The sequence below is a fragment of the Streptomyces sp. NPDC001351 genome, from assembly GCF_042896045.1.
GTDB lineage: Bacteria > Actinomycetota > Actinomycetes > Streptomycetales > Streptomycetaceae > Streptomyces.
In genome coordinates this window covers 353,128-375,648 of record NZ_JBIAWS010000006.1, presented here as the reverse complement: position 1 = coordinate 375,648, position 22,521 = coordinate 353,128, and the positions used below count along the sequence as shown (strand labels likewise).

Here is a 22,521-nt window from a genome sequence, read left to right as displayed (position 1 = left end):
CGTCCATAGTGCCGTCCGTTCCTGGCGGACGGGCCCAGTCCAGTCGCAGACAGCAGCAAGTTGCAACCCCTTGCAACCCTGGTGGACCGGCTCCTGGTTGATTGAATATTGAGCAACGCCGTCCCGAGCGGCGTTCGTGGCCTCGAACGGGCCGGTTGGGCGGGGGTGGTGCCGTGTCGGCGCAGCACCACCCCCGTGCTGCATGAGCCCAGGTCAGGACACCGGCCGGGCCCGCTCCACCACCGACGCCAGGTCCAGGGTGTGGGGCAGCGTCCCGAAGGCCGCGCCCGCGTCCCCGCCCAGCCGTGCGGCGCAGAAGGCGTCGGCCACCTCCGGCGGGGCGAACCGGACGAGCAGCGAACCCTGGAGCACCAGCGCGAGCCGCTCCGTCAGCCGCCGGGCCCGTCCCTCGATCCCGTCCAGGTCGGCCAGCTCGGTCAGCAGGTCCTTGATCGCGCCGTCCAGGCGGTGGTCGGCGCCGCGGGCCTTGCCGACCTCCTGGAGGTAGGCGTCCAGGGCCTGCGGCTCCCGCTGCAGGGCGCGCAGCACGTCCAGCGCCTGGACATTGCCCGCACCCTCCCAGATCGAGTTGAGCGGCGACTCGCGCACCAGCCGGGGCAGCCCCGACTCCTCGACATACCCGTTGCCGCCCAGGCACTCGGCCGCCTCGACCGCGACCGGCGGACAGCGCTTGGTCACCCAGTACTTGGCGGCCGGTACGGCGATCCGCAGCAGCGCCCGCTCCTGCGCGCTCCCGTCGTCGTAGGCGGCGGCGAGACGCAGGGCGAGCGTGGTCGCCGCCTCGGACTCCAGCGCCAGATCGGCCAGGACGTTGCGCATCAGCGGCTTGTCGACCAGCTTCGCGCCGAACGCCTCCCGGTAGGTGCAGTGGTGCACGGCCTGCGCGACCGCCTGCCGCATCAGGCCCGCCGAGCCCAGCACGCAGTCCAGCCGGGTCGCCGCCACCATGTCGATGATGGTGCGCACCCCGCGCCCCTCCTCGCCGACCCGGCGGGCCCAGGTGCCGTCGAACTCGACCTCACTGGAGGCGTTGGAGCGGTTGCCGAGCTTGTCCTTGAGCCGCTGGATCAGAAAGACGTTGCGGGAGCCGTCCTCCAGGACACGCGGCACGAGGAAGCAGGTGAGCCCGTCCGGAGCCTGGGCGAGCACCAGAAAACCGTCGGACATCGGGGCCGAGCAGAACCACTTGTGCCCGGTGAGCTCGTACGTTCCCTCCTCGGCGAGAGGCCGTGCGGCCGTCGTGTTGGCGCGTACGTCGCTGCCGCCCTGCTTCTCCGTCATGCCCATCCCGAACAGGGCGCCGGCCTTGAGGCGGGCGGGCCGCAGCTCGCGGTCATAGACCATGGAAGTGAGCCGTGGTTCCCACTCGGCGGCGAGGTCCGGGTCGGTGCGCAGGGCGGGGACGGCCGCGTGGGTCATCGACAGGGGGCAGAGGTTCCCGGCCTCGACCTGCGTCCACACCAGGAACGCGGCGGCTCTGCGAACATGGCCGCCGGGCCGGACCCAGGCCGCGGTCAGCCCCGCCGCGACACCCTTGCCGAGCAGGCGGTGCCAGGCGGGGTGGAAGTCGACCTCGTCGACGCGGTGGCCGTGGCGGTCGTGGGTGCGCAGCCGGGGCGGGTTCTCGTTGGCCTGGACCGCCCACTCCTGCAGCTGCGCCGAACCGGAGGCCCGGCCGAGCGCGGCCAGGTCGCCGTGCGCCTCGTCGAGCAGTTCGGGGTCCAGGTGCCGTTCGACGGCCTCGGTGAGGGCGCGGTCGGCGCCGAAGAGGTCGTAGTCGGCCAGGGGTGGGGGCTGGTTGGTCACTGTGTGGGTGCGGCCTGCCATGCGGCGAAAGTACCCCCGGCGGGGATGCTGAGCCACCAGGGGGCTGCACCCCCTGGACCCCCGGCCTCGTCCTCGCACTCCGGACGGGCTGAACCACGCCAGGCGCGCCATGACCGGTTCCGGTTCCCTCGCGTCCGTCGGCCGGCCCTCCCTGTCATGAAGCCGCGGGCGGCCGGGCGGCGGCAGGCGAGGACGGCGTCGCTCTCCTCGATGCGGACCAGGTGGTCCACGTACGACTCGTCGAGCAGCGCCGGCGGCACGCGCGTCCCGAGGCCCGGGATCGTCCGGCGCCCGCGCCCCGCCGAAGCTCACCGAGCCGACGCTGTCGACGGCCATTCCCTCCGGTGGTTGCCGCCCTGTTGCGGCCAGGTTTCCGCGGGCAGCGCTCCGACAGGCTGCCGGGGACGGGGATGAGTGCACGCGGCCACGGCGGATACCGTTAGGTCGTGCAGTCAGCAAGTGAATCGCCGCAGAGCCCCTCCGGGCGTCTCCACCGGGCGCGTGCCCTCTATCGGAACGTCTCGAAGCGCAGGACTGCCTGGCTGCTGCTCAAGGACACGGTCAACTCGTGCATGGAGTACCGCATCCTCGGCCTCGCGGCCGAGGCCGCGTTCTTCACGCTGCTGTCCGTACCGCCCCTGCTGCTGAGCCTGATCGGCCTGCTCGGCTACGTCGACGACTGGACCGGCGCCCACTCCATCGCGAGCCTGGAGAACAACATCCTGGAGGCGTCCCGCACCGTCCTGTCCGACAAGGGAGTCTCGGAGATCGCCCAGCCGATCCTGCACGACGTCATGAAGGGCGGCCGTCCCGACGTCATCTCCATCGGCTTCCTGTTCGCCCTGTGGTCGGGCTCCCGCGCCGTGAACGTCTTCATCGACACCATCACCGTGATGTACGGCCTCGACGGCGTCCGGGGCATCGTGAAGACCCGCCTGCTGTCGTTCGCGCTGTTCATCGTGGCCCTGCTCATCGGCTCGGTCGCGTTGCCGCTGATGGTCGCCGGGCCGGACGCGGTGGTGAACATCGTGCCGTGGTCGACGACCGTCGTGCAGGTCCTGTACTGGCCCGTCGTCATCGTCCTGTCGATCGCGTTCCTGACCACGCTGTACCACGTGTCCGTGCCCGTGCGCTCCCCGTGGATCGAGGACGTGCCCGGCGCGCTGGTCGCCCTCGCGATGTGGGTGCTCGGCAGCTTCCTGCTGCGCATCTACCTGACCAGCACGGTCGAGGGCCCCACCATCTACGGCTCGCTCGCCGCGCCCGTCGCCGTACTGCTGTGGATCGGTGTGTCCGCGTTCGCCGTCCTCGTCGGGGCCGCGGTCAACGCCGCGATCGACCGGGTCTGGCCGGCCGCCGCCACCGCCGCGGCCCGCGCCGCAAACGAGCGGCTGCGCGAGGTGCAACTGGCCGAGCACGTGGCCCGCGCGGCCGCCGGCCACGAAACCGACCCGACCGACCCGGACATGCCCTCGGAATTCCCGGAACGCTGGTCCCGTTTCCTGCCCCCGGAGGACGTGACGTCGAGGCTGCGGACACACGTCAAGAGCACCCACCCGCACCACAAGCACGACGATTCCTGAAGCGCCCCCGAAGGGGCGCGGGGCTGTGTCGATGTGCGGCTCCGTCGCGACCAGCCACAGACGGCCCGCACCTCGCAGACATCCCGCACCCCGAGGGCGCTCCCCGCTACACCTTCCACACCCCTGCCGCCGCGGCCTCCCGCACGAAATCCCCGAAGTCCCGGGGCGCACGCCCCAACACCTGCCGGATCCCGTCCGTGAGACGCGCATTGCGCCCATCGAGCAGCCCCTCGAACACCCCCACCAGAAACTCCGCCTCCTCGGCCGGCACGCCGAACCCGGTCAGCGCCTCGCCGTAAGCCCGCGCAGGCACCGGCGTATAGGAAACCGGCGTACCGATCGCCGCAGAGATCTCCGCGACCGCCTCGCGGAACGACAGCAGCCGAGGCCCGGTCACCTCCACCGTCCGCCCGACATACCGCCCCCCGGACGTCAGAGCGACCGCGACGACCTCGGCGATGTCCCGCACATCGACGAACGGCTCCCGCACCTCACCGGCCGGAAACACCAGCTCCCCCCTGCGCACCTCCTCCACCAGCGGCCCCTCGCTGAAGTTCTGCGCGAACCACGCGGCCCGTACCACCGTCCAGTCCGCACCCGACGCCTTCAGCGCCTCCTCGGTCGCCAGCGCCTGCTCCTCGCCGCGCGCCGACAGCAGCACCAGCCGCCGCACCCCGAGCCCGACCGCCTGCCGGGCGAGCTCCCCGACGCCCTCGGCCGCGGCGGGGGCACCGACGTCGGACGGGTACATCAGGTACGCCGCGTCGGCGCCCCGCAGGGTCTTCGCCCAGGTCGTCGGGTCCTCCCAGTCGAAACCGTGGGCGCGGGACGCGGCCCGCACCCCGAGCCCCGCCGCCCGTGCCGACCGCGCCACGCGGCTCCCGGTGCGCCCCGAGGCACCGGTGACCACAACCGTCGTGTTCTGCGTGTTCGCTGCGTTCTCAGTCATGCCCCCAGTCAAGGGCCGCACGTCCCAGGACCCCATCGCTGAACGGCTCATTCCCATGCGCGGGCGTCTACGCTCACGGCATGGACCCCCTTGCAGGTCTCCTCGACGGACCCCGCGCGCGGGGCGCCTTCATGATCCGGGCGTGTTTCGAACCGCCCTGGTGCGTACGGATCGAGGACCGTGCCCCGCTCACCGTCATGCTGATGGTCCGCGGTGAGGCGTGGATCATGCCGGACGCGGGCGAGCGAAGCGAGATGGGGGTCCCCCCGGCCGAAGGCTTGGGGAGGGTGCTGCTGCGGCCCGGCGACCTCGCCATCGCGCGCGGTCCGGACCCGTACACCTGTGCCGACGCCCCCGAGACCCAGCCGCAGGCGCTGATCCTGCCGGGTGCCGAGTGCCGCTACCCAGACGGGCGTTCCCTCAACGGCGTCATGGACCTCGGCGTGCGTACCTGGGGCGACCGGCTCGACGGGTCGGCCGTCATGCTGATCGGCACCTATCTGTGGCAGGGCGAGGTCAGCGGGCGCCTGCTGGACGCCCTGCCGCCGCTGCTGACCCTCACCCCCGACGTGTGGGACTGCCCGCTCACCCCGCTCCTCATGGAGGAGATCGTGCGGGACGAGCCGGGCCAGGAGGTCGTCCTGGACCGCCTCCTCGACCTGCTGGTGATCGCCGCGCTCAGGGCCTGGTTCGCCCGCCCGGAGGCGGCGGCACCGGCCTGGTACCGGGCGCTCGCGGACCCCGTGGTGGGCCGGGTCGTCCGGCTGCTCCACGACGACCCCGCCCACCCCTGGACGGTCGCCTCCCTCGCGGCCGAGGCGGGAGTCTCCCGGGCGGCCCTCGCCCGCCGCTTCACCGGTCTCCTGGGCGAGCCCCCGATGACGTATCTGACCGGCCGGCGCCTGGCGCTGGCCGCCGACCGGCTGCGCGACACCGACGACACCCTGGAGGCGATCGCCCGCCAGGTCGGCTACGGCAGCGCGTTCGCACTGTCCAGCGCCTTCAAGCGGGTGTACGGCGTGAGCCCGCAGGAGCACCGGACGCGGACGGCGTAGCCTTCCGTATGTGTACACGGAGAGGGCGTCCCGGCTGACCGGGGCCGTCGTGTGGACGAACACCCCGTCCGAGGCGGGAGCCGGGCGCGTGCTGCCCGACGGCTGCATGGACCTGCTGTGGCACCAGGGCCGGCTGCTGGTCGCGGGCCCCGACACACACGCGTACGTCACCGAGGGCGAGCCCGGAGTGTGGGTGGGCGTCCGCTTCTACCCCGGCACCGCCCCCGCTCTCCTCGGCGTACCCGCGCACGAACTGCGCGACCGGCGCGTGCCGCTCAGCGAACTGCGGCCGGCCGCGGAGGTCCGCCGCCTCACCGCCCGGGTGAACGCCGCCGCCGAACCGGCAGGCGGCCTGGAGGAGTTGGCGCTGCGGCTGGCCGCCGACACCGAACCCCCCGACCCGCTGCTACGACACCTCGTGGCCGCCCTCGGCGAGGGCCGCCCGGTCGCGGCCACCGCCGACGAACTCGGCCTGGGCGCCCGCCAGTTGCACCGCCGCTCCCTGGCCGCCTTCGGCTACGGTCCCAAGATGCTGGCCCGGGTGCTGCGGCTGCAGCGGGCCCTGGGGCTGGCCCGCGAAGGGGTGCCGTTCGCGGAGACGGCGGCCCGGTCCGGGTTCGCCGACCAGGCCCATCTGGCGCGGGACGTCAAGGAGTTGGCGGGGCTGCGGCTCGGGGAGCTACTCGGCCGCGGGTAGCTGCGCGAACAGGTCGACGCCGTTGCCGTCCGGGTCGTGCACGGTCGCGTACCGCTGTCCCCAGAAGGCGTCCCACGGCTTGAGCTCGCCGTGGTACCCGGCGCCCACGAGATCCTCGTACACGGAGTCGACCTCGGCGGGCGATCCGCACGTGAAGGCGAGCGAGATCCGGCCGCCACCGGCCGGCGGCTGCCAGTCTGCGTTAAAGGAACGGATGGTGTCCTCGGTGTCCAGTGCGAGGATCAGCCCGCCGGGCAGCTCGGCGTTGACGTGCGGCTGGTCCTCGGAGCCCTCCGGGAAGACGAGCCCGAGGCGACGGTAGAAGGCGAGTGAGGCGGCCATGTCGGAGGCGACCAGGCCGATCACGGCGAATTGTGGAGTCATGCCGTCACCGTAGGCAGCACACCGGCGGCCGGTCTTGAAGGAATCGGACACGCTCAGCTGAAGGTCACCGGCCCGCGAGGGGTGTCCACCGTGAACGAGAGACCCACCGGCCCTTCGGTCACGACGAGCTCGGTCCCGACGGCGGACAGCAGGAGGCGTATCTCGTCGGGGTCCGGAGCGGTGGCCGACACCCGGAGCAGGGGAGTGACGGGCAGCCCTGCCGCTGTGGGGTGGGCCGAGGACCCCCAGTCGATGAGGAAGGGCACGAGACCGGACGGGTGTGCGGTGTCGCCGTCGGTCAGCCGCCACTCCAGCAGCGTGCCGTCCGGCCGGCGCCGGCTCATCGGCCTCACCGGACCGGGGTCGTACCCCCGCGCCCGTGCCTCGGCGACCGCAGCGTCCAGATCCGGCGGGCTGATCGCCCAGGTCACCGTCCGTGCGGAGGTCAACTGGTCGACATCGAACGGCCGGGGGCCCTCAGGCCCGGACTGCTCCGGATCGGGGCCGATGATCTCCAGATAGCTCGACCCGCCCAGCGACACCAGGTGGTTGCGGGTACCGAAGCCGACATGAGCCCCGCCGGCCGGAGGCGTCACACCGGTACGCCGGGCGAAGTCGGCTACCGTCGCGGCGAGTTCGGGCGTCGCAAGGACGAGATGGTCCAGATGCACGGGAATGTCGTTCATCCCAGCCGAGGCTACGCAGCCGGCCACCACAATGGAACGCCTGTGCGGCAGCGGCATTCAGGGGCGCGGGGCCGTGTCGATATGCGGCTACCGCCGCGCGGGCGCGACCAGCCACGACGCGGCCGCAGACGAACGACGTACAGCGGCACTCCCGGCTTGCGCTCAGCGCGGGCGTCCCGTGCTGGCACGCTCCACCAGCCGGGTGGACAACTCCGTACGCGTCCCCTCCGGCCGATCCCCGGCCATCATCCGCACAAGCAAGTGCAACGCCCCCGCCGCCATCTCGGACAACGGCTGCCGAATCGTCGTCAGGGCGGGAGCGATCCACCGCGCCTCGGGCAGATCGTCGAAGCCCACCACGCTGATGTCGTCCGGAACCCGCAACCCCCGTGCGGCCAGGGCCTCGTACACCCCCAACGCCATGTGGTCGGAGCAGACGAAGACCGCCGTCGGCGGCTCGGGCAGGTCCAGGAGATCCAGCATGCGCCGGTGCGCGACGCTCACGTCGAAGCCGGCGTGCCGGACGTACTCCGGCCGATGCCGCACCCCCGCCGACGCGAGGGCCGAGCGGTACCCGGCGACGCGGGCGCTGCTGCACATCTTGCGCTGGTGACCGGCGATGACGGCGATGCGTTCGTGGCCGAGGGAGAGCAGGTGCTCGGTCGCGGTGACCCCGCCCTGCCAGTTCGCCGCGCCCACCGAGACCACTCCCGGCGGCGGTTCGAGGACCGGGTCGATCAGGACGTACGGGATGCGGTGCGTGTCCAGCCAGGCGTACTGCGACGGCGTCAGCTCGGCCAGGTTGAACAGCACCCCGGACGAACCGCGCGCGATCAGCTTGTCCAGCCAGCCGCGCTCAGGGCGCCCGCCACGGGTGCGGGTGAGTCCCGCCGAGACGACCACCTCGAGACCCACGTCGTGCGCGGCCGCCTCCACACCGTGCAGCACCGCCCCCGACCAGGAACTCTCCAGCGAGTGCACGACCAGGTCGACCAGCCCCGGCACCTTCGCCGCGTCGAAGCGGGGTCTGCGGACATAGCCGAGCCGGTCCAGGGCCTCCGTGACGCGGCGGCGCGTTTCCGGGGCCACGTCCTCACGGCCGTTGACCACCTTGGACGCGGTCGGCACCGACACCCCCGCCTCGCGGGCCACGACCGCCAGCGTCGGCCCGGCCGCCACGCTCGCACTCCCCGTGCGGACCATCGGGAACCACCTCTCCGGCCCGCCCGAGGGCCATGAAAAGTTTCGACCAGCGCGGAAACGGTAAGCGCTTCCTACACTAATTTCACCCGATCACATCGGGAAGAGGCCGGACTTCCCAGGTCTTCGCGGTTTCAGACTTTCGAAACTTCGAACGCGGCGCTGCTCGGCGCCCAGCAGGGGGCAAGGCGGAAGAGGTGACTACGGGTCCACCAGCGGGGGCTACGACCAGCTCGGTTTCGGCACCCTGATGTACGCCAAGCAGCCGCCGGATCGCGCTCTGCACCGGAATACCGGGGCGATCTGTGGTGCTCTGGTGTTACCGGTGTTGTGGCGCGGTAAGGAGGCTGATGGTCGTATGACGGCAGCAGTCCAGGCAGACCCGGTGGTGAGCACGCCGTACGGAGCCGTACGCGGCCGGTACGAGCAGGGCATCGCGGTGTTCCGCGGCATCCCCTACGCCGCGCCGCCCTTCGGCCCCCGCAGGTTCCGGCCCCCGGCGCCGCCCGAGCCCTGGGACGGCGTGCGTGACGCGGGCGCGTTCGGGCCGACGCCGCCGAAGCCGCCGTACTCCGAGGCCTTCGAGAAGTACCTGTCCGACCCGGTCATCCCCGGTGACGACTGCCTCAATCTGAACGTGTGGACGCCCGAGCCGGGCCCCGGGGCCCGGCTCCCGGTACTTGTATGGCTACACGGCGGCGCTCTGACCAGGGGATCCTCTGCTGTGCCCGTGTACGACGGGCGGAACTTCGCCCGCGACGGCGTCGTCCTGGTCTCGGTCAACTACCGGCTGGGAGTCGAGGGCTACGGACTGTTCCCGGACGCCCCCGCCAACCCCGGCCTGCGCGACCAGCTCGCCGCCCTGCGGTGGGTGCACGAGTCGATCGGGGCCTTCGGCGGCGACCCCGACCGGATCACCGTCGCCGGGCAGTCCGCGGGGGCGATCAGCATCGGCGCCCTGCTGGCCGCCCCGCAGGCGCAGGGGCTGGTACGGCGGGCGGTCCTGCAGAGCGGGCCGCCCGAGGCGTTCGAACGGGACAAGGTACGGCGCATGGTGCGCCGCATGGCCACCCGGCTGAAGATCCCCGCCACCGCTGCGGCCTTCGCCGACGTCGACCGCGAACTGCTCCTGCGCACCCAGGCCGACGTGGGCAAACTCAGCAGCCCGGTGCTCGGCGGCCCCTCCTTCGGGATCGTCGTCGACGGCGACCTGGTGCCGCGCGACCCCTTGGAGGCGCTCATCGACGGCGACGTTGCGCGCGGCGTCGACCTGATGACGGGCTGGACCCGCGACGAGTACCGCCTCTGGCTCGTCCCCGGCGGCCTCCTGGAGCGCGTCGACCACCTGGGCGCCGTCGCCCTCGCCGGCGCCATGGCCCGCTGCCACTGCAACATCGAGGTGCCCCGCGGCTACCGCACCCTGCACCCCGAGGCCGGCACCGCCGAGATCGTCGGCCAGATGGTCACCGACCACCTGCTGCGCCTCCCGCTGCACCACCTGGCCGACGCCCGCCCCGGCACGTCGTACGTGTACGAGTTCGCCTGGCCCTCCAACCTCCCCGACCTCGGCGCCTGCCACGCCCTGGAGCTCGGCTTCGTCTTCGACACCGGCGACCTACCGGAATCCCGCAAACTGGCAGGTGAGGGAGCACCTGACGGGCTGGCCGACGCCATGCACGCGGCGTGGGTGCGGTTCGCGGCCGACGGGAACCCCGGCTGGGAGCCCTGGGACGCCACACATCCGGTGCGGATCTTCGACGCGGGCGAGCCCCGCACCGTCCACGGGCCACGGGACGCCGAAATCGCCCTGTGGACCGCCGACGCCCTCAGGGCTCCGCCCTCCGCGCCCGCATCGGTCCCGGTCGACGGTTCGCCCACACGCAGCGCGGAACTGCGGTCGGTCGTACGGCGGCTGCGGCTGCCCGGCTCGGTCCGCCGCCAGTGACCACCGGAGGCTGCTACTGCCGAACCGCCGCCACGGAGTCCCGCACCACCACAGGCGTCCCCAGCAGCAGATGCTCGTCCGGGGTCTCCGGGGTGCGGCCCAGGGCGGTGCGGACGGCGAGCCGGCCCAGTTCCTCGTACGGGACATGCACCGTGGTCAGGGCGGGGTGCAGGTCGCGGGCGAAGGGGAGGTCACCACGGCGAAGCCGCAGTCGCGGGACAACGGAAGCCCTACGGCGACAGAGCGGACCGCTCAGTCCCGCAGGACCCCGGCGATCCCCGCGATGGCCGCAGGCCCTACCCTGCAGCACCCGCCGATCAGCCGCGCACCGGCGCCCCGCCACCCCCTCACCTGCTCGGAGGTGAAGGTGGAACGCCCGGCCCAGGCACGCGCCTGCGCATCCCAGGCCTCCCCACTGTTGGGGTAGACAACGACAGGCTTCCCAGTGACCCGGACGGCAGTGCGAACCGCCCCCTCCACGTCCTCCGGCGCACAGCAGTTCACGCCGACAGCGATCACCTCGTCCACCTCGGCCGCAAGACCGAACGCCTCCTCCAGCGGCTGCCCGGCCCGAGTCCGGTCACCGTCGACCGAGTAGGAGAGCCAGGCGGGGACGCCGAGTCCCCGCACCGCACGCAGCAGCGCCGCCGCCTCGTCGGCATCCGGCACCGTCTCCAGCGCCAGCACGTCCGGACGGGCAGCGGCCAGCACCTCCAGCCGGGGCCGGTGGAAGCGCTCCAGCTCGTCGACGCTCAGCCCGTACCGCCCCCGGTACTCGGAGCCGTCCGCGAGCATCGCCCCGTACGGGCCGACCGACGCGGCCACCCACAGCGGCCGCGAGACCCCCTTCGCCTGCGCCCGCCGCGCCGCCTCGCGCGCCAACTCCACACTCAGCGCGAGCAGTTCGGCCGCCTTCTCCCGTCCGATCCCGCGCCCCGCGAACCCCTCGAACGTGGCCTGGTAGCTCGACGTGATCGCCACGTCCGCGCCCGCCTCGTAGTACGCGAGATGCGCCTCGGTGATCGCCTCGGGCCGCTCGGCGAGCAGCCGCGCCGACCACAGCTCGTCGCTCAGGTCGTGCCCGGCGGACTCGAGCTGGTTGGACATGCCGCCGTCGAGGACGACGGATCCGGCGGCGAGGGCCTCGGCCAGGGAGGAAGGGGTGTCGCTGCTCATGTGAAGACGCTAGCCGAAGGCGCCGGTGACGACCGTTCACGTCCATCACGTGAACAGACCGCCCAACATGTGGGACGCCCGAAGCGGGAACCGGCGGGGGAGACGTCCACACCGTCCGCGTGAGGCGATACAGCGGCGGTCAACCGTGCGCCGCATGCCGCCCACCCCTCCGCGCGCCCCTGCGCCCGCGCCTGACCGCCGGCACCACGAGCCCGACGAGCAGCCCCGCCGCCAGCACGTACGGCCACCAGCCGAGGCCGCTGCTCGCGCTGTTCGCGGTGCCGCCCGCCGCCACGCCGGACGATGCCGTATCCGGGTGGGTGGCGGTCGGGGAGTGGCTCCCGGCGGCCGCGGTCAGGGTGACGTCATTGCCGTCGCCGCCGTGGTAACTGATCCGGTACGTGGTGCCGGCTAGCTTCAGCCGTGTGCCTTCCTTGAGCCCCTTGAAGGCGCCGGTGGTCTTTGACCTCCCCGAGTGCTCGATGAGGGTGATCGCAGGGGCCGGTTGTGCCCCGGCGGCCGACAGATCGAGGTTTCCGGCCAGCCGGACCGACGATCCCGTCACCTGCAACGGCGCGGCGCCCAGGACCAGTTCGCCCTTCGCGCTCTGTGTGTAGCTCCCGGCGACCGTGACCCCGCCCGTCACGACACCGTCGTTGGTCACGGCCCCCTTCACGGTGCCCTTGCCGGTCAGCGTGGTGGCCACGCGCAGTCCGGACGGGCCGGGGTCGAGCCGCGAGCCCGCCGAGCTGAGTCTGATCGCCCTGCTGTGGACGAGGCTCGCGCCGGAGCGCAGCGCCAGGGTGCCCTTCTCGACCGTCGTCGTGCCGGTGTACGTCACCTGGCTTCCCGTCAGGGTGGCCGCGGCGGCCCCGGTCTGCGTCAGGGATCCGCTGCCGCCGATCCGGGACAGGGCCAGGGCCTTGCCCGTGTTGTTCAGCACCAGCGAGCCGTTGTCGACCACCTGGTAGAGGTCGCCCTTGGTGTAGAGCCCGCCGTCCCCGCCCGGCCTGCCGCTGCCCAGTCGCAGTACCGCGCCCCTCTCGACCGTCGTCGAGCCGTTGTAGTACTGGACGGCGGCGAAGGTCACATCGTTGCCCCTCGTCCCCTTGATGACGATGTCCCCGGCGCCGGGCGCGGCCAGCGTGTCGTGGAACCTGCCGCCGCCGATGGGAGCGCCCAGCGTCACCGGCCCGTCGTAGTCGAACGTGAGCAGCGAACGGGAGCGCGCCGCAAGCAGGTTGATGTAAACGGTCTCTGCCGTGCCCGGCATGAAGATCTTGTCGGTCGTGCCGTCGCCCCACTGGACGTTCGCGCCCTTGATGTTGGTGCCGCGCTTGTTGACGTTCTTGTGCGCGGGTGTCCAGTTCAGGGACGGGTCGCTGAGTGAGGGGTCGGTGTCGCCGCCCTGGTTCGACCAGCTGTACTGGCCGGTCAGGATCACCTTGCTGCCGGGCCGGGACTGGACGTTGATGTCACTGCCGTACTCGCGCTGGTAGAAGTCCATGCCCATGGTGACGGTCTGACCGAGAGGCGTGTCCACGGTCCAGGTGCCCTGGTTGAGGACCTTGCGCACGTTCGGCAGCGAGGTGGCGAACTCCGGCGCGCCGGCGCTGAGCTGCGTGCCGTTGTCGATCACCCCCGAGAAGGGGTGAGTGCCCGACAGGGCCCAGCTGCCCCACAGGAAGCGCGGCTGCGTGATCAGGCCCGAGCCGCTGATCGTGCCCAGGTTGTAGGCGCTCGTCAGCGACAGCCGCAGCGTGCCGTCGACCCGGATGTTGTCCTGGTTGAGCCGGAACCCCGGGGTGTTGTACGGGAAGTGCCCGATCAGCCCGGTCGTCCCGCCGTTGCCGTACTGCAGGGTCGCGCCCCGCTCGACGGTGATCGCGGGCGGGTCGGCGTCGGCCGTGGTGACGTACGGGTGGTTGCCGCCCTGCGTCCTCACCACCTGCCGCTGACGGGATCCGGGGAGCGTGAAGTCGCTGTCCTTGGTGAGGACCAGCGTGCCGCCGCCGCGGACCGTGAGGGTGCCCTCGCCGCGGAACACCCCGTCGTACGTCGTCGTCCCGGACGGCACGGTCACCACGGCGTCGCCGGTGAGCGTCACGTCCCGGTCGGCGAGCACATCGGCGGTGACGTCACGGGTACCGACGGCGGCCGCGGGGGGAGCGGTGGAGAGCAGGGCGGCGACGGCCGCGAGGGCTCCGGCGACGGCTGCTGTCTGGTGGGTATGGCTGCGCACATCAGAGGAGACGGGCCGGGGGGCCGCCGATAACAGAAAAACTGCCGTACGGCCGACATTGGGAAAGCGCTGTCTGCCAGTCGCGTCAGACCCGTTGACCTCCTCGTTCCACACCCATACCTTTTCGGCGTTCGTAATGTCAGATGTTGTTCGCTACCTCGAACGCCCCCCTGAGAGGCAGCCGCATGAGCCGCAACGACGACCTGCCCCAAGTCCCCAGCCGTCGCCTGATGCTGAAGGGAGCCGCCCTGGCCGCGGGCGCCCTGGCGGCCACCCCCGCCGCGGCCACCGCCGCACCGACCGCGAAGGCGGCCCCGTTCGTGAACCCCCTCGTCCGTCAGCGCGCCGATCCCTACATCCACCGCCACACCGACGGCCACTACTACTTCACGGCCACCGTCCCCGAGTACGACCGCATCATCCTGCGCCGCTCCCGCACCCTGAACGGCCTTGCGACCGCCGCCGAGTCCGTCATCTGGACCAAGCACGCCACGGGGGTCATGGGCGCGCACATCTGGGCCCCGGAGATCCACCGCATCGGCGGCAAGTGGTACATCTACTTCGCCTCCGCGCCCGCCGAGAGCGTCTGGGACATCCGCATCTGGGTCCTGGAGAACGCCGGCCCCGATCCCTTCAAGGGAACCTGGGTGGAGAGGGGCCAGGTGAAGACCGCCTGGGAGACCTTCTCCCTGGACGCCACCACCTTCAGCCACCGGGGCACCCGCTATCTCGTCTGGGCCCAGCACGAGCCCGGCATGGACAACAACACCGCCCTGTGGCTGTCGAAGATGGCGAACCCCTGGACCCTGACGGGGCCTCAAGTGCGGCTCTCCACCCCGGAGTACGACTGGGAGACCGTCGGCTACAAGGTCAACGAGGGCCCCGCGGTCCTCGCCCGCAACGGCCGTCTCTTCCTCTCCTACTCGGCGTCCGCCACCGACTACCACTACTGCATGGGCCTGCTGACCGCCGACGCGAACGCCGACCTGATGGACCCCGCCCACTGGTCCAAGTCGCCGACCCCGGTCTTCACCAGCAACGACACCACCAAGCAGTACGGCCCCGGCCACAACTGCTTCACGGTCGCCGAGGACGGCCGCAGCGACGTCCTCGTCTACCACGCCCGCCAGTACAAGGAGATCACCGGCGACCCCCTGAACGACCCCAACCGCCACACCCGGATCCAGAAGCTGGGCTGGAACCCGGACGGCACCCCCCACTTCGGCATTCCCGTGGCCGACACGGTCGCCGGCTCCGTGAAGGAGAGTGCGTGAGATGAGACGTGCGTACGCCGTGCTGCTCGCCCTCTGTCTGTCCCTCTTCGGTGCTCTCGCGACCGCCGGACCCGCGCAGGCCGCCGCTCAGACCGTCCCCAACGGCGTCCAGTTCACGGACACTTCGGGCAACCCGGTCCACGCCCACGGTGGCGGCGTCATCAAGGTCGGCTCGTACTACTACTGGTTCGGCGAGGACCGCAACAGCGACAACACCTTCAGGTACGTGAACGCCTACCGCTCCACCGACCTGAAGAACTGGGAGTTCACCCACCACGTCCTGACCCAGTCGTCCGCCTCCGAGCTCGGAACCGCCTACATCGAGCGCCCGAAGGTCATCTACAACGCCTCCACGGGCCAGTTCGTGATGTGGATGCACAAGGAGAACGGCGTCGACTACAGCCAGGCCCGTGCGGCCGTCGCCGTCTCCGACACCGTCGACGGGAACTATACCTACCAGGGCAGCTTCCAGCCGCTCGGCCAGTACATGTCCCGGGACATCACCACGTTCGTCGACACCGACGGCACCGCGTACATGGTGTCGGCCGCCAACGAGAACTACGACCTGCACATCTACAAGCTCACCGCCGACTACACCGGCATCGCCTCTCTGGTCGCCAACCCGTGGCCCGGCGGCCACCGCGAGGCCCCGGCCCTGTTCAAGCGGGACGGCGTCTACTTCATGCTGACCTCCGCGGCCACCGGCTGGAACCCCAACCAGCAGCAGTACGCCACCGCCACCAGTCTCTCCGGCCCGTGGACCTCGATGACGAACGTCGGCGACTCCACCGCCTACGGATCGCAGACCGCGTACGTCCTTTCCGTCCAGGGGACTTCGGGCACCTCGTACCTCTACATGGGCGACCGCTGGGGCAACTCCTTCGGTGGCACGGTCAACGACTCCCGGTACGTCTGGCTGCCGCTGACCTTCCCGAGCTCCACCTCCATGTCCCTGTCCTGGTCCCCGGAGATCACCGTCGACACGGCCGCCGGGACCGTCACCGGCACCAGTGCCACGTACAACACGCTGATCGCGCGGCACAGCGGCAGGTGCGCCGACGTCACCAGCCAGTCGCTGTGGCAGGGCGCCCAGATCAAGCAGTACGACTGCAACGGCGGCACCAACCAGAAGTACTGGTTCAAGTCCCTCGGCAGCGGCTACTACCAGCTGGTCGTCAGGAACAGCTCCCTGTGCGTGCAGGAGAACGCGAGCACGGTCACCCAGGAGAACTGCAGCAGCGCGGCCACCACCCAGCAGTGGTCGCTGACCACGTCCGGCTCCTACGCCAACGTCAAGTCCCGGGCGAGCGACGAGTGCCTGGACGTGTCCGGCGCGTCCACCGTCAACTCCGCCGCCATCATCACGTACACCTGCAACGGAGGCACCAACCAGCAGTGGACGCGCGGGACTTGACCTCAGGTCAGCAGATCGATCGCGTCGATCGACGTGCCCGCACTGAGGAAGGACGTCGTCCCCGAGCCGCTCACCACGTTGATCCTCAGCACGTTGTACTGGCTGGTGTCGGCGAGCCAGGCACTCGCCGGAACGCTGTAGGTGAACGTGTGGTTGTTGCCCCGGTACGAGCCCACGGTCAGCGACCTGGTGCTCGGCTGGTCGGGCGGCGAGGGGATCGACGAGGTCCAGTCGTTGACGCTGATCTGCGGCCGTCCGTTGGCGTACGCCGTCGTCACACCGATGCGCAGGGTGTGCGCGGCGGCGGCCTGCGCGGCCGTCAGCTTGAAGTAGACGGTGATGCCGCTGTTGACGTCCTTCCAGAGGTAGCAGGGGAAGGCCGAGGTCTCCGTTCCGCTGCCGATGACGACGTTGCCGGTCCAGGACGCGGCCCGGCTGTCCGACGGATGCGCGTACGTCATGAGGTCCGCGTTCTTGAACCCGCTCGGCGAGCCGTTCCAGTCCCCGATGCGCCAGATCGCGCTCGCGTTGCCCGGGTCGTTCGACGAAGGGATCGCGAGGGTGTTGAGGGTGGTCGTACCGCCCGCGGTGACCGTCACCGAACTGCTGTAGACGGCCAGTTCCCCCTTGAAGACGGTCAGGGTGTACGTCCCCGGCAGCACCCCCGGAATGGAGAAGTAGCCGTCCGAGGAGCGGGCCGGACCCCAGTACTGCGCGGCCGGGTTGGCGAGCCCGACGGTGTACGGGAACGCCGTGTTCCGGCCGGTGATCCCGACGCCGGCGACCTTGCCGCGTCCGCTCGCCGCGACGTATCCCGAGATGCCGAGCGAGTCCGCCCAGGGGGTGGTGAGGTTCGCGTGGTACAGCGCGGAGGAGGGTGCGCCGCCGTCCGTGAAGGCGATGACATACGGGCCCTGCAGGCCGAAGCGCTGGGCCTCGGTCTGGTTCTCGCCGTAGTAGAGGATCTCGTACAGGCCGCCGCCGTCGGCGCTCTGGTGGCGCAGCAGGGAGCGGTAGAACGGGCCACCGGAGGCCTTCTCGTGGTTGGAGCGGACCACGTACAGGCCGACGCTCCCCGTGGACCAGCCGATGTAGTCGTAGTCGATGACCCGGAGCTTCGAGTAGTGCTTGGAGCGGGTCTGGCCGTCGGACTTCGCGAAGACGTCCGAGGCCTCGACGGTGGTCGGCGCGTAGGTGTACGAGTCGGGCTCGTCGTTGAGGAACATGCCGGCCTTGACGCGCACGATGTAACGGGTGGCGCTGACCGAGTCGTCCGCCTTGTTGGTCCACAGGTAGACGTTGTTCTCGCCGCTGCGCGCCGCGTAGTAGTGCCTGAGGGTGCCGTGGGCGACGGAGATCAGGATCGTCGAACCGGACTGCTTGACGGTCACGGTGGAGGTGCCGAGGCCCGACTCGATGTGCGAGTTCTTGCCGCCGTAGCCCTGGTACTCGGTGCCCTTGTAGACCAGCGAGGTCAGGTCGCCGTTGGTCTTGCTGACCTTGAAGACCAGGCTGGCGCCGGTGTCGACGACGTAGTTCGAGCCGTCGTCGGAGTAGCCGAAGCCCGCGGCCGACGCCGGGGCGGCGAGCGGCCCGGCGAGGGCGGCCGTCCCGGCGGCAGCGGCGGAACCGAGGACGAAGGTGCGGCGGCCGAGCGGTCTGTTCGCGGTCTCGGACATGGGGGGTGCCTCCTCCGGAAGCCGTGTGGGGTGGTGCGAGTGGTTGTGAGGGTGACAGTTGAATCGATTTCGCGAAAGGGCTTTCACGCGCAGGAGGTTGGCCATCTTGTGAAATCCGTTCAAGGTCTAGAAAGCGCTTGTTCAGAGCGGTACGGTCCCTGCCGCCCGGCCTTGCCGTTCGGTCGTTTCCTCGGAGGGACACGCGAGTGAGACGTTTCAAGCTCGCCCTGCCGGCGGCGCTGATGCTGAGCGCCGGCCTCACGGCGGCCGCACCGGCCCAGGCGCACGAGGGGCACCGCCCCCTGGGCATCGAGAACTGCACCGCCGGCGCCTGCCACTTCGACGTCCCGCCCGGCACGTACGACGTGAAGGTCCTCCTCGGCGGCGAGGCCGCGTCCAGCACGAGCATCAGTGGCGAGACCCGGCGCTCCCTGCTGCCCGAGACACCCGTGGCGGCCGGTGGACGCGTCGCCCGCAGCTTCACCGTTAACGTGCGCACGCCGGAGGGCGAGCCGACCGGACCGGACGGAACTCCCGGTCTGGATCTGGCGGTCGGCGGCTCGGCCCCCGCGCTCGCCGGTATCAGCGTCACACCCGCCCGGCACGCCCGCCGGATCCTCCTGGTCGGCGACTCCACCGTCTGCGACCAGCCCGCCGCCCCGTACTCCGGCTGGGGCCAGCAGCTGCCGCAGTACCTCCGCAAGGGCCTGTCCGTCGCCAACTACGCCGACTCCGGCGAGAGTACGGTGACGTATCTGCGGAACCCGCGGCTCTGGGCCACCGTCCAGCCGCTGATCCGCCCCGGCGACCTGGTCCTGATCCAGCTCGCCCACAATGACAAGACCACGGACGAGGCGACGTACCGGGCCAACTTGGGGACACTGGTGGCAGGTGTACGGGAGAAGGGCGGCGAACCGGTGCTCGTGACTCCCGTCGTGCGGCGCTGGTTCAATGCGGACGGGACTTTGAACAACGACACCGCACTGCTGGTCAACAGTCTCGGAGTGGACCATCCTGCTGTCATCCGCTCGGTCGCCGCGGCGCAGCACGTGCCGCTCGTCGACCTGACGGCCGAGACGAAGGCGCTGGTGGAGTCCCTGGGTGTCGAGGGCTCCAAGGCGATCTACCTGTACAACGAGAAGAAGGACAACACCCACACCTCCGTCCACGGCGCCACGGTGTACGCGGGACTTGTCCGCGACGCGCTTGTCGCCCAGCATCTGGTACCGGAGGGACTGGTGCGGGTGGGATGAACTCCTGGGGCGTCTCGACCGGAACCGGGGCGCCCCAGGTCCCGCCCTTCGTCCGTCGCCGCCGCTCCTGGAAGTGAACCGATGCACCTGCCTGCCGAGGACCGCGCCGTCAGTCCGCACACCGGCTACACCCGAGCCCACTGGGAGGCGGCCGCGGACGCCCTGCTCGCCGCGGTCGAGCCGTACGCCGCTCAGGGCGGCGCGCTCTACCACCTCCCCGGCGACCGCACGAGCTGGTCCGGCCGGCTCTCCGACGGCCTGGAGGGCTATGCCCGTACGCTGCTCGCCGCGGCCTTCCGCCGCGACGAGACCGCGCTGCAGCGCTACGCCGACGGGCTCGCGGCCGGTGTCGCGGGCGTCTGGCCGCGGATCGAGGACCGCAGCCAGCCCCTGGTCGAGGCGGCGTCGATCGCCCTCGCGCTGCGGCTGACCCGCCCGCTGCTGTGGGACCGGCTCGACGACGGCGTACGACAGCGGGCGGCCGCCTGGCTCGGGGACGCGCTGACCGCCGAAGCCTGGCCCTGCAACTGGGAGTTGTTCCCGGTGACGGTGGGCGGATTCCTCGCCGACATCGGTTACGAGGCAGAAGCCTCCCGCAAGGCGATCGACCGCGGCCTTGAGCGCATAGAGGAGTGGTACGTCGGCGACGGCTGGTACACCGACGGCGACGGCCGCAAGTTCGACTACTACAACGGCTGGGCGATGCACCTGTACCCGGTGCTGCACGCCTGGCTGGCGCAGGACACCGCGCTGCTCGACCTGTACGGGGGCAGGCTCTCCCGCCATCTGGAGGACTACGCCCGCCTGTTCGGCGGCGACGGCGCCCCGATGCACCAGGGCCGCTCGCTCACCTACCGCTTCGCGACGACGGTGCCGCTGTGGCTGGGCGCGCTGACGGGGCACACGCCGCTGCCGCCGGGACAGACGCGGCGGCTGGCCTCGGGGGCCCTGAAGTACTTCCTGGAGCGAGGCGCGCTGGACTCCCGCGGCCTGCTCACCCTCGGCTGGCACGGTCCCGACCCGGCGGTCCTGCAAGGCTATTCGGGCCCCGCGTCCCCGTACTGGGCGAGCAAGGGCTTCCTCGGCCTGCTCCTGCCGCCGGACCACCCGGTGTGGACGGCGACGGAGGAGCCGGGCCCGGTGGAGCGCTCCGACGCCCTCACCCCGATCGCGGCCCCCAACTGGCTTCTGCAGTCCACGCGTTCGGACGGCGTGGTCCGCCTCCACAACCACGGCAGCGAGGACGTCCGCTACGACCCGTACTACACGCGCCTCGCCTACTCGACGGTGACGGAGCCGGCCGCGTCGTACGACAACTGTGTGAGGGTCGGCGACGATCCGAGCCGCACGGAGATCGAGCCGTTGGGCGTCGGCGACGGGTGGGTGGCCTCGCGGCACACGGCGGGTGGGGGAGCGCGGGTGACCAGCGTCGTGCTGGCGCGGGGTGCCGTGGAGGTACGGGCTCATCTGGTCGCGGGTGCCGAGCCGGGGACGGAGGTGCGGGTGACCGGGTGGGCGGCGGCAGAGGGACTGCGGGCCGAGCTGTCGCCGGCCGTCGGACTCTCCGACGAGCTCACCGGGGTCTGCGGCGAGGGCGACACCCTCTTCGTCGCGCTGGTGAGGCTGACCGGTGAGGAGGATCCCGTGCCGCTGGGGGAGACCGCGAGCGTACGGGCAGACGGCGCCGGGGAGTTGACGGTGCGTTGGAGCGAGGGGCCCGAGGTGCGGGTGTCGCTCGGTGGACCCGGGGCCGAGATCGTCGTCGAGGAGTCCCGTCCCGCAGGGTGAGGCCCGGTGCGCCGCCGACCTCCTTGGCGCCCTTGACGGCGGTGTCCGCAGCCGAGCGCCTGCCCGCGGAGCTCAGCGGGGCGACATGGATGCCGTCGGAGGCCGGCCAGGCCACCCGCAGGGTGCCGTTCGATGCGACCGCGGTCGCCGTCGGCGTCCACTCGCGGGTGTTGTGGTACCCGCTGACGGACAGGGGAACTTGGCCGCCCGACTCACCGAGGTGGTGGTCACCGAGAGGCCACCTGCGGCCGTGGTCGCGGCACCGGCCGTGGCGTACCAGGCACCGAAAGAGCGCGGCAGTCGCGACCTCTTGCCGCAGCAATGTCCCCTGGTCGCCGCCGGGGTCAGCCGCCGAGCACGGGCAGGGTGAGGCCGCAGTCGACGGGCTTCGCGTGGGCGGGATCGAGGGCGTTGCGCACGAGTTGCGCGGCGTTGGAGTCGTAGGCGATCGAGACGTGTTCGGAGAGGTCCTGGCGGCAGACGTCCTGGATCGTGATGTTCTTGACGGTCGCGCCCGGTCCCGGGGTCAGGAACTGGTGCGTGTACGGGGTGACGACCTCGTCGAACCTGGTGGAGATGACGGTGTAGGAGACGCCCGGCTGTGTGTCCCCGTCCCGGTCCAGGGTCTTGTTCACCTCGGAGCCGACCATCTGGTCCGCGTACGCCTGGCCGAGGACGAGGGAAACCGGCTGGTTGAGGCCCAGCTTGGTGGTCAGTGCGCCGAGGCCGGAGCCGGTCGTGCCGTGGTTGGAGGGTGCCAGGCCGATGAGGCTGTGCACCTTGTTCCGCTTCGGGTGCGCGGGATCCGTGCCGCCCGCGAACCGCAGATACCAGCGGGGCGTCAGACCACCCCCCTGCGAATGCCCGACGAGGTCGACCTGCTTGGCCCCGGTGGCCTGCAGCACGCGGTCGACGTAGGCGGCGATCTGCCGGGCCGAGTCCGGGATGTGCGCGGTTGCCTTGACCGGACTGCCGGGCGCCCCGCCGTAGTTGACGGCGAAGACGCAGTAGCCCTGCTGCTTCAGGTACGGCGACAGCAGGCCCCAGTTGAGACGGGCGTTCTCCCAGGTTCCGTGCACCAGGACGACCGGGCGCGGATGCTCACGCGTGGGCTTGCAGTTCCAGTCGTCGGCCCCGGGCGGCGCCGCCTCGGGGGCGAGGAGTCCGCCGACCGCCGCCGCGGGCAGGGCGAGGAGGCTGCGCGGGGGCGGAGGTGCGGGGCTGTCGGCCGCTACCGCCGCGCCCTGTTGCCCCAGGCCCAGCGCCAGGGCGAGCCCAGCACCGACCGTGGCCCACCTGGCGCGCCGCCCGCCCGACCGATTCCGGGAGACATTCCGATCCGTCATCG

Annotated in this window: 17 protein-coding genes and 2 pseudogenes; 8 read left to right on the top strand and 11 right to left on the bottom strand. The window is 71.3% G+C overall.

Features of this window, described 5'->3' with window-relative positions:
• Positions 1 to 213: 213 nt before the first annotated feature.
• Together ACFY1U_RS24025 and ACFY1U_RS24020 are read right to left on the bottom strand one after the other, a co-directional pair.
• Complete coding sequence (locus ACFY1U_RS24025; RefSeq protein WP_390696168.1) at positions 214 to 1,848, bottom strand: acyl-CoA dehydrogenase family protein; 1,635 nt, start codon at positions 1,846 to 1,848, stop codon at positions 214 to 216.
• Positions 1,849 to 1,997: 149 nt separating this feature from the next.
• Positions 1,998 to 2,184: pseudogene (locus ACFY1U_RS24020) on the bottom strand (2,3-diaminopropionate biosynthesis protein SbnA); the annotation flags it as partial.
• 110 nt (positions 2,185 to 2,294) lie between these two features.
• On the opposite strand from ACFY1U_RS24020, the gene ACFY1U_RS24015 reads away from it, so the two are divergent.
• Positions 2,295 to 3,431 carry a YihY/virulence factor BrkB family protein gene (locus ACFY1U_RS24015; RefSeq protein ID WP_390696167.1) on the top strand — a complete coding sequence of 379 codons (1,137 nt, stop codon included), beginning with the start codon at positions 2,295 to 2,297 and terminating at the stop codon, positions 3,429 to 3,431.
• 106 nt (positions 3,432 to 3,537) lie between these two features.
• Here ACFY1U_RS24015 and ACFY1U_RS24010 read toward each other — a convergent pair whose 3' ends face one another.
• Positions 3,538 to 4,380, bottom strand: coding sequence for an NmrA family NAD(P)-binding protein (locus ACFY1U_RS24010; RefSeq protein ID WP_390696166.1), 843 nt, complete (start codon positions 4,378 to 4,380; stop codon positions 3,538 to 3,540).
• Between the two features lie 80 nt (positions 4,381 to 4,460).
• On the opposite strand from ACFY1U_RS24010, the gene ACFY1U_RS24005 reads away from it, so the two are divergent.
• Positions 4,461 to 5,435 (top strand): cupin domain-containing protein, encoded by a 975-nt coding sequence (locus tag ACFY1U_RS24005; protein ID WP_390696165.1) that lies wholly within the window; start codon positions 4,461 to 4,463, stop codon positions 5,433 to 5,435.
• 10 nt (positions 5,436 to 5,445) lie between these two features.
• Positions 5,446 to 6,132 (top strand): DUF6597 domain-containing transcriptional factor, encoded by a 687-nt coding sequence (locus tag ACFY1U_RS24000; RefSeq protein ID WP_390696164.1) that lies wholly within the window; start codon positions 5,446 to 5,448, stop codon positions 6,130 to 6,132.
• Here the strand turns inward: ACFY1U_RS24000 and ACFY1U_RS23995 are convergent.
• The 3 genes from ACFY1U_RS23995 to ACFY1U_RS23985 form a co-directional block, all read right to left on the bottom strand.
• Positions 6,115 to 6,516: a VOC family protein gene (locus ACFY1U_RS23995; RefSeq protein ID WP_390696163.1), complete on the bottom strand. Its 402-nt coding sequence runs from the start codon at positions 6,514 to 6,516 to the stop codon at positions 6,115 to 6,117. The two genes, ACFY1U_RS24000 and ACFY1U_RS23995, sit on opposite strands and share 18 nt — an antisense overlap.
• 53 nt (positions 6,517 to 6,569) lie before the next feature.
• Positions 6,570 to 7,202: a VOC family protein gene (locus ACFY1U_RS23990; protein ID WP_390696162.1), complete on the bottom strand. Its 633-nt coding sequence runs from the start codon at positions 7,200 to 7,202 to the stop codon at positions 6,570 to 6,572.
• A gap of 162 nt (positions 7,203 to 7,364) precedes the next feature.
• Positions 7,365 to 8,405, bottom strand: coding sequence for a LacI family DNA-binding transcriptional regulator (locus ACFY1U_RS23985; protein WP_390696161.1), 1,041 nt, complete (start codon positions 8,403 to 8,405; stop codon positions 7,365 to 7,367).
• Positions 8,406 to 8,760: 355 nt separating this feature from the next.
• On the opposite strand from ACFY1U_RS23985, the gene ACFY1U_RS23980 reads away from it, so the two are divergent.
• A complete protein-coding gene (locus tag ACFY1U_RS23980) occupies positions 8,761 to 10,347 on the top strand; it encodes a carboxylesterase/lipase family protein (protein WP_390696160.1) in 1,587 nt (528 codons plus the stop codon).
• A gap of 13 nt (positions 10,348 to 10,360) precedes the next feature.
• On the opposite strand, the pseudogene ACFY1U_RS23975 reads toward ACFY1U_RS23980, so the two are convergent.
• The 3 genes and pseudogenes from ACFY1U_RS23975 to ACFY1U_RS23965 form a co-directional block, all read right to left on the bottom strand.
• Positions 10,361 to 10,540, bottom strand: a pseudogene (locus ACFY1U_RS23975) (substrate-binding domain-containing protein); the annotation flags it as partial.
• A 59-nt stretch (positions 10,541 to 10,599) separates the two neighbouring features.
• Positions 10,600 to 11,523, bottom strand: a complete 924-nt coding sequence (gene mmuM / locus ACFY1U_RS23970; RefSeq protein WP_390696159.1) for a homocysteine S-methyltransferase — start codon at positions 11,521 to 11,523, stop codon at positions 10,600 to 10,602.
• A gap of 139 nt (positions 11,524 to 11,662) precedes the next feature.
• Positions 11,663 to 13,765: an autotransporter gene (locus ACFY1U_RS23965; protein WP_390696158.1), complete on the bottom strand. Its 2,103-nt coding sequence runs from the start codon at positions 13,763 to 13,765 to the stop codon at positions 11,663 to 11,665.
• Between the two features lie 185 nt (positions 13,766 to 13,950).
• Between ACFY1U_RS23965 and ACFY1U_RS23960 the strand changes: the two genes are divergently transcribed.
• Both ACFY1U_RS23960 and ACFY1U_RS23955 read left to right on the top strand, forming a co-directional pair.
• Entirely contained in the window at positions 13,951 to 15,039 is a 1,089-nt protein-coding gene (locus ACFY1U_RS23960; protein ID WP_390696157.1) for a family 43 glycosylhydrolase, read from the top strand.
• Between the two features lies 1 nt (position 15,040).
• Positions 15,041 to 16,453, top strand: coding sequence for an RICIN domain-containing protein (locus ACFY1U_RS23955; RefSeq protein WP_390696156.1), 1,413 nt, complete (start codon positions 15,041 to 15,043; stop codon positions 16,451 to 16,453).
• A 2-nt stretch (positions 16,454 to 16,455) separates the two neighbouring features.
• Here ACFY1U_RS23955 and ACFY1U_RS23950 read toward each other — a convergent pair whose 3' ends face one another.
• The gene (locus ACFY1U_RS23950) at positions 16,456 to 18,132 is read right to left on the bottom strand and encodes a rhamnogalacturonan lyase B N-terminal domain-containing protein (protein ID WP_390696155.1); all 1,677 of its coding nucleotides are present in this window, start codon (positions 18,130 to 18,132) and stop codon (positions 16,456 to 16,458) included.
• Positions 18,133 to 18,338: 206 nt separating this feature from the next.
• Between ACFY1U_RS23950 and ACFY1U_RS23945 the strand changes: the two genes are divergently transcribed.
• Entirely contained in the window at positions 18,339 to 19,385 is a 1,047-nt protein-coding gene (locus ACFY1U_RS23945; protein ID WP_390696154.1) for a GDSL-type esterase/lipase family protein, read from the top strand.
• A gap of 81 nt (positions 19,386 to 19,466) precedes the next feature.
• Positions 19,467 to 21,173 carry a DUF2264 domain-containing protein gene (locus ACFY1U_RS23940; RefSeq protein ID WP_390696153.1) on the top strand — a complete coding sequence of 569 codons (1,707 nt, stop codon included), beginning with the start codon at positions 19,467 to 19,469 and terminating at the stop codon, positions 21,171 to 21,173.
• A 344-nt stretch (positions 21,174 to 21,517) separates the two neighbouring features.
• Here the strand turns inward: ACFY1U_RS23940 and ACFY1U_RS23935 are convergent, their stop codons facing one another.
• Complete coding sequence (locus tag ACFY1U_RS23935; RefSeq protein WP_390696152.1) at positions 21,518 to 22,519, bottom strand: esterase/lipase family protein; 1,002 nt, start codon at positions 22,517 to 22,519, stop codon at positions 21,518 to 21,520.
• Positions 22,520 to 22,521 lie beyond the last annotated feature (2 nt).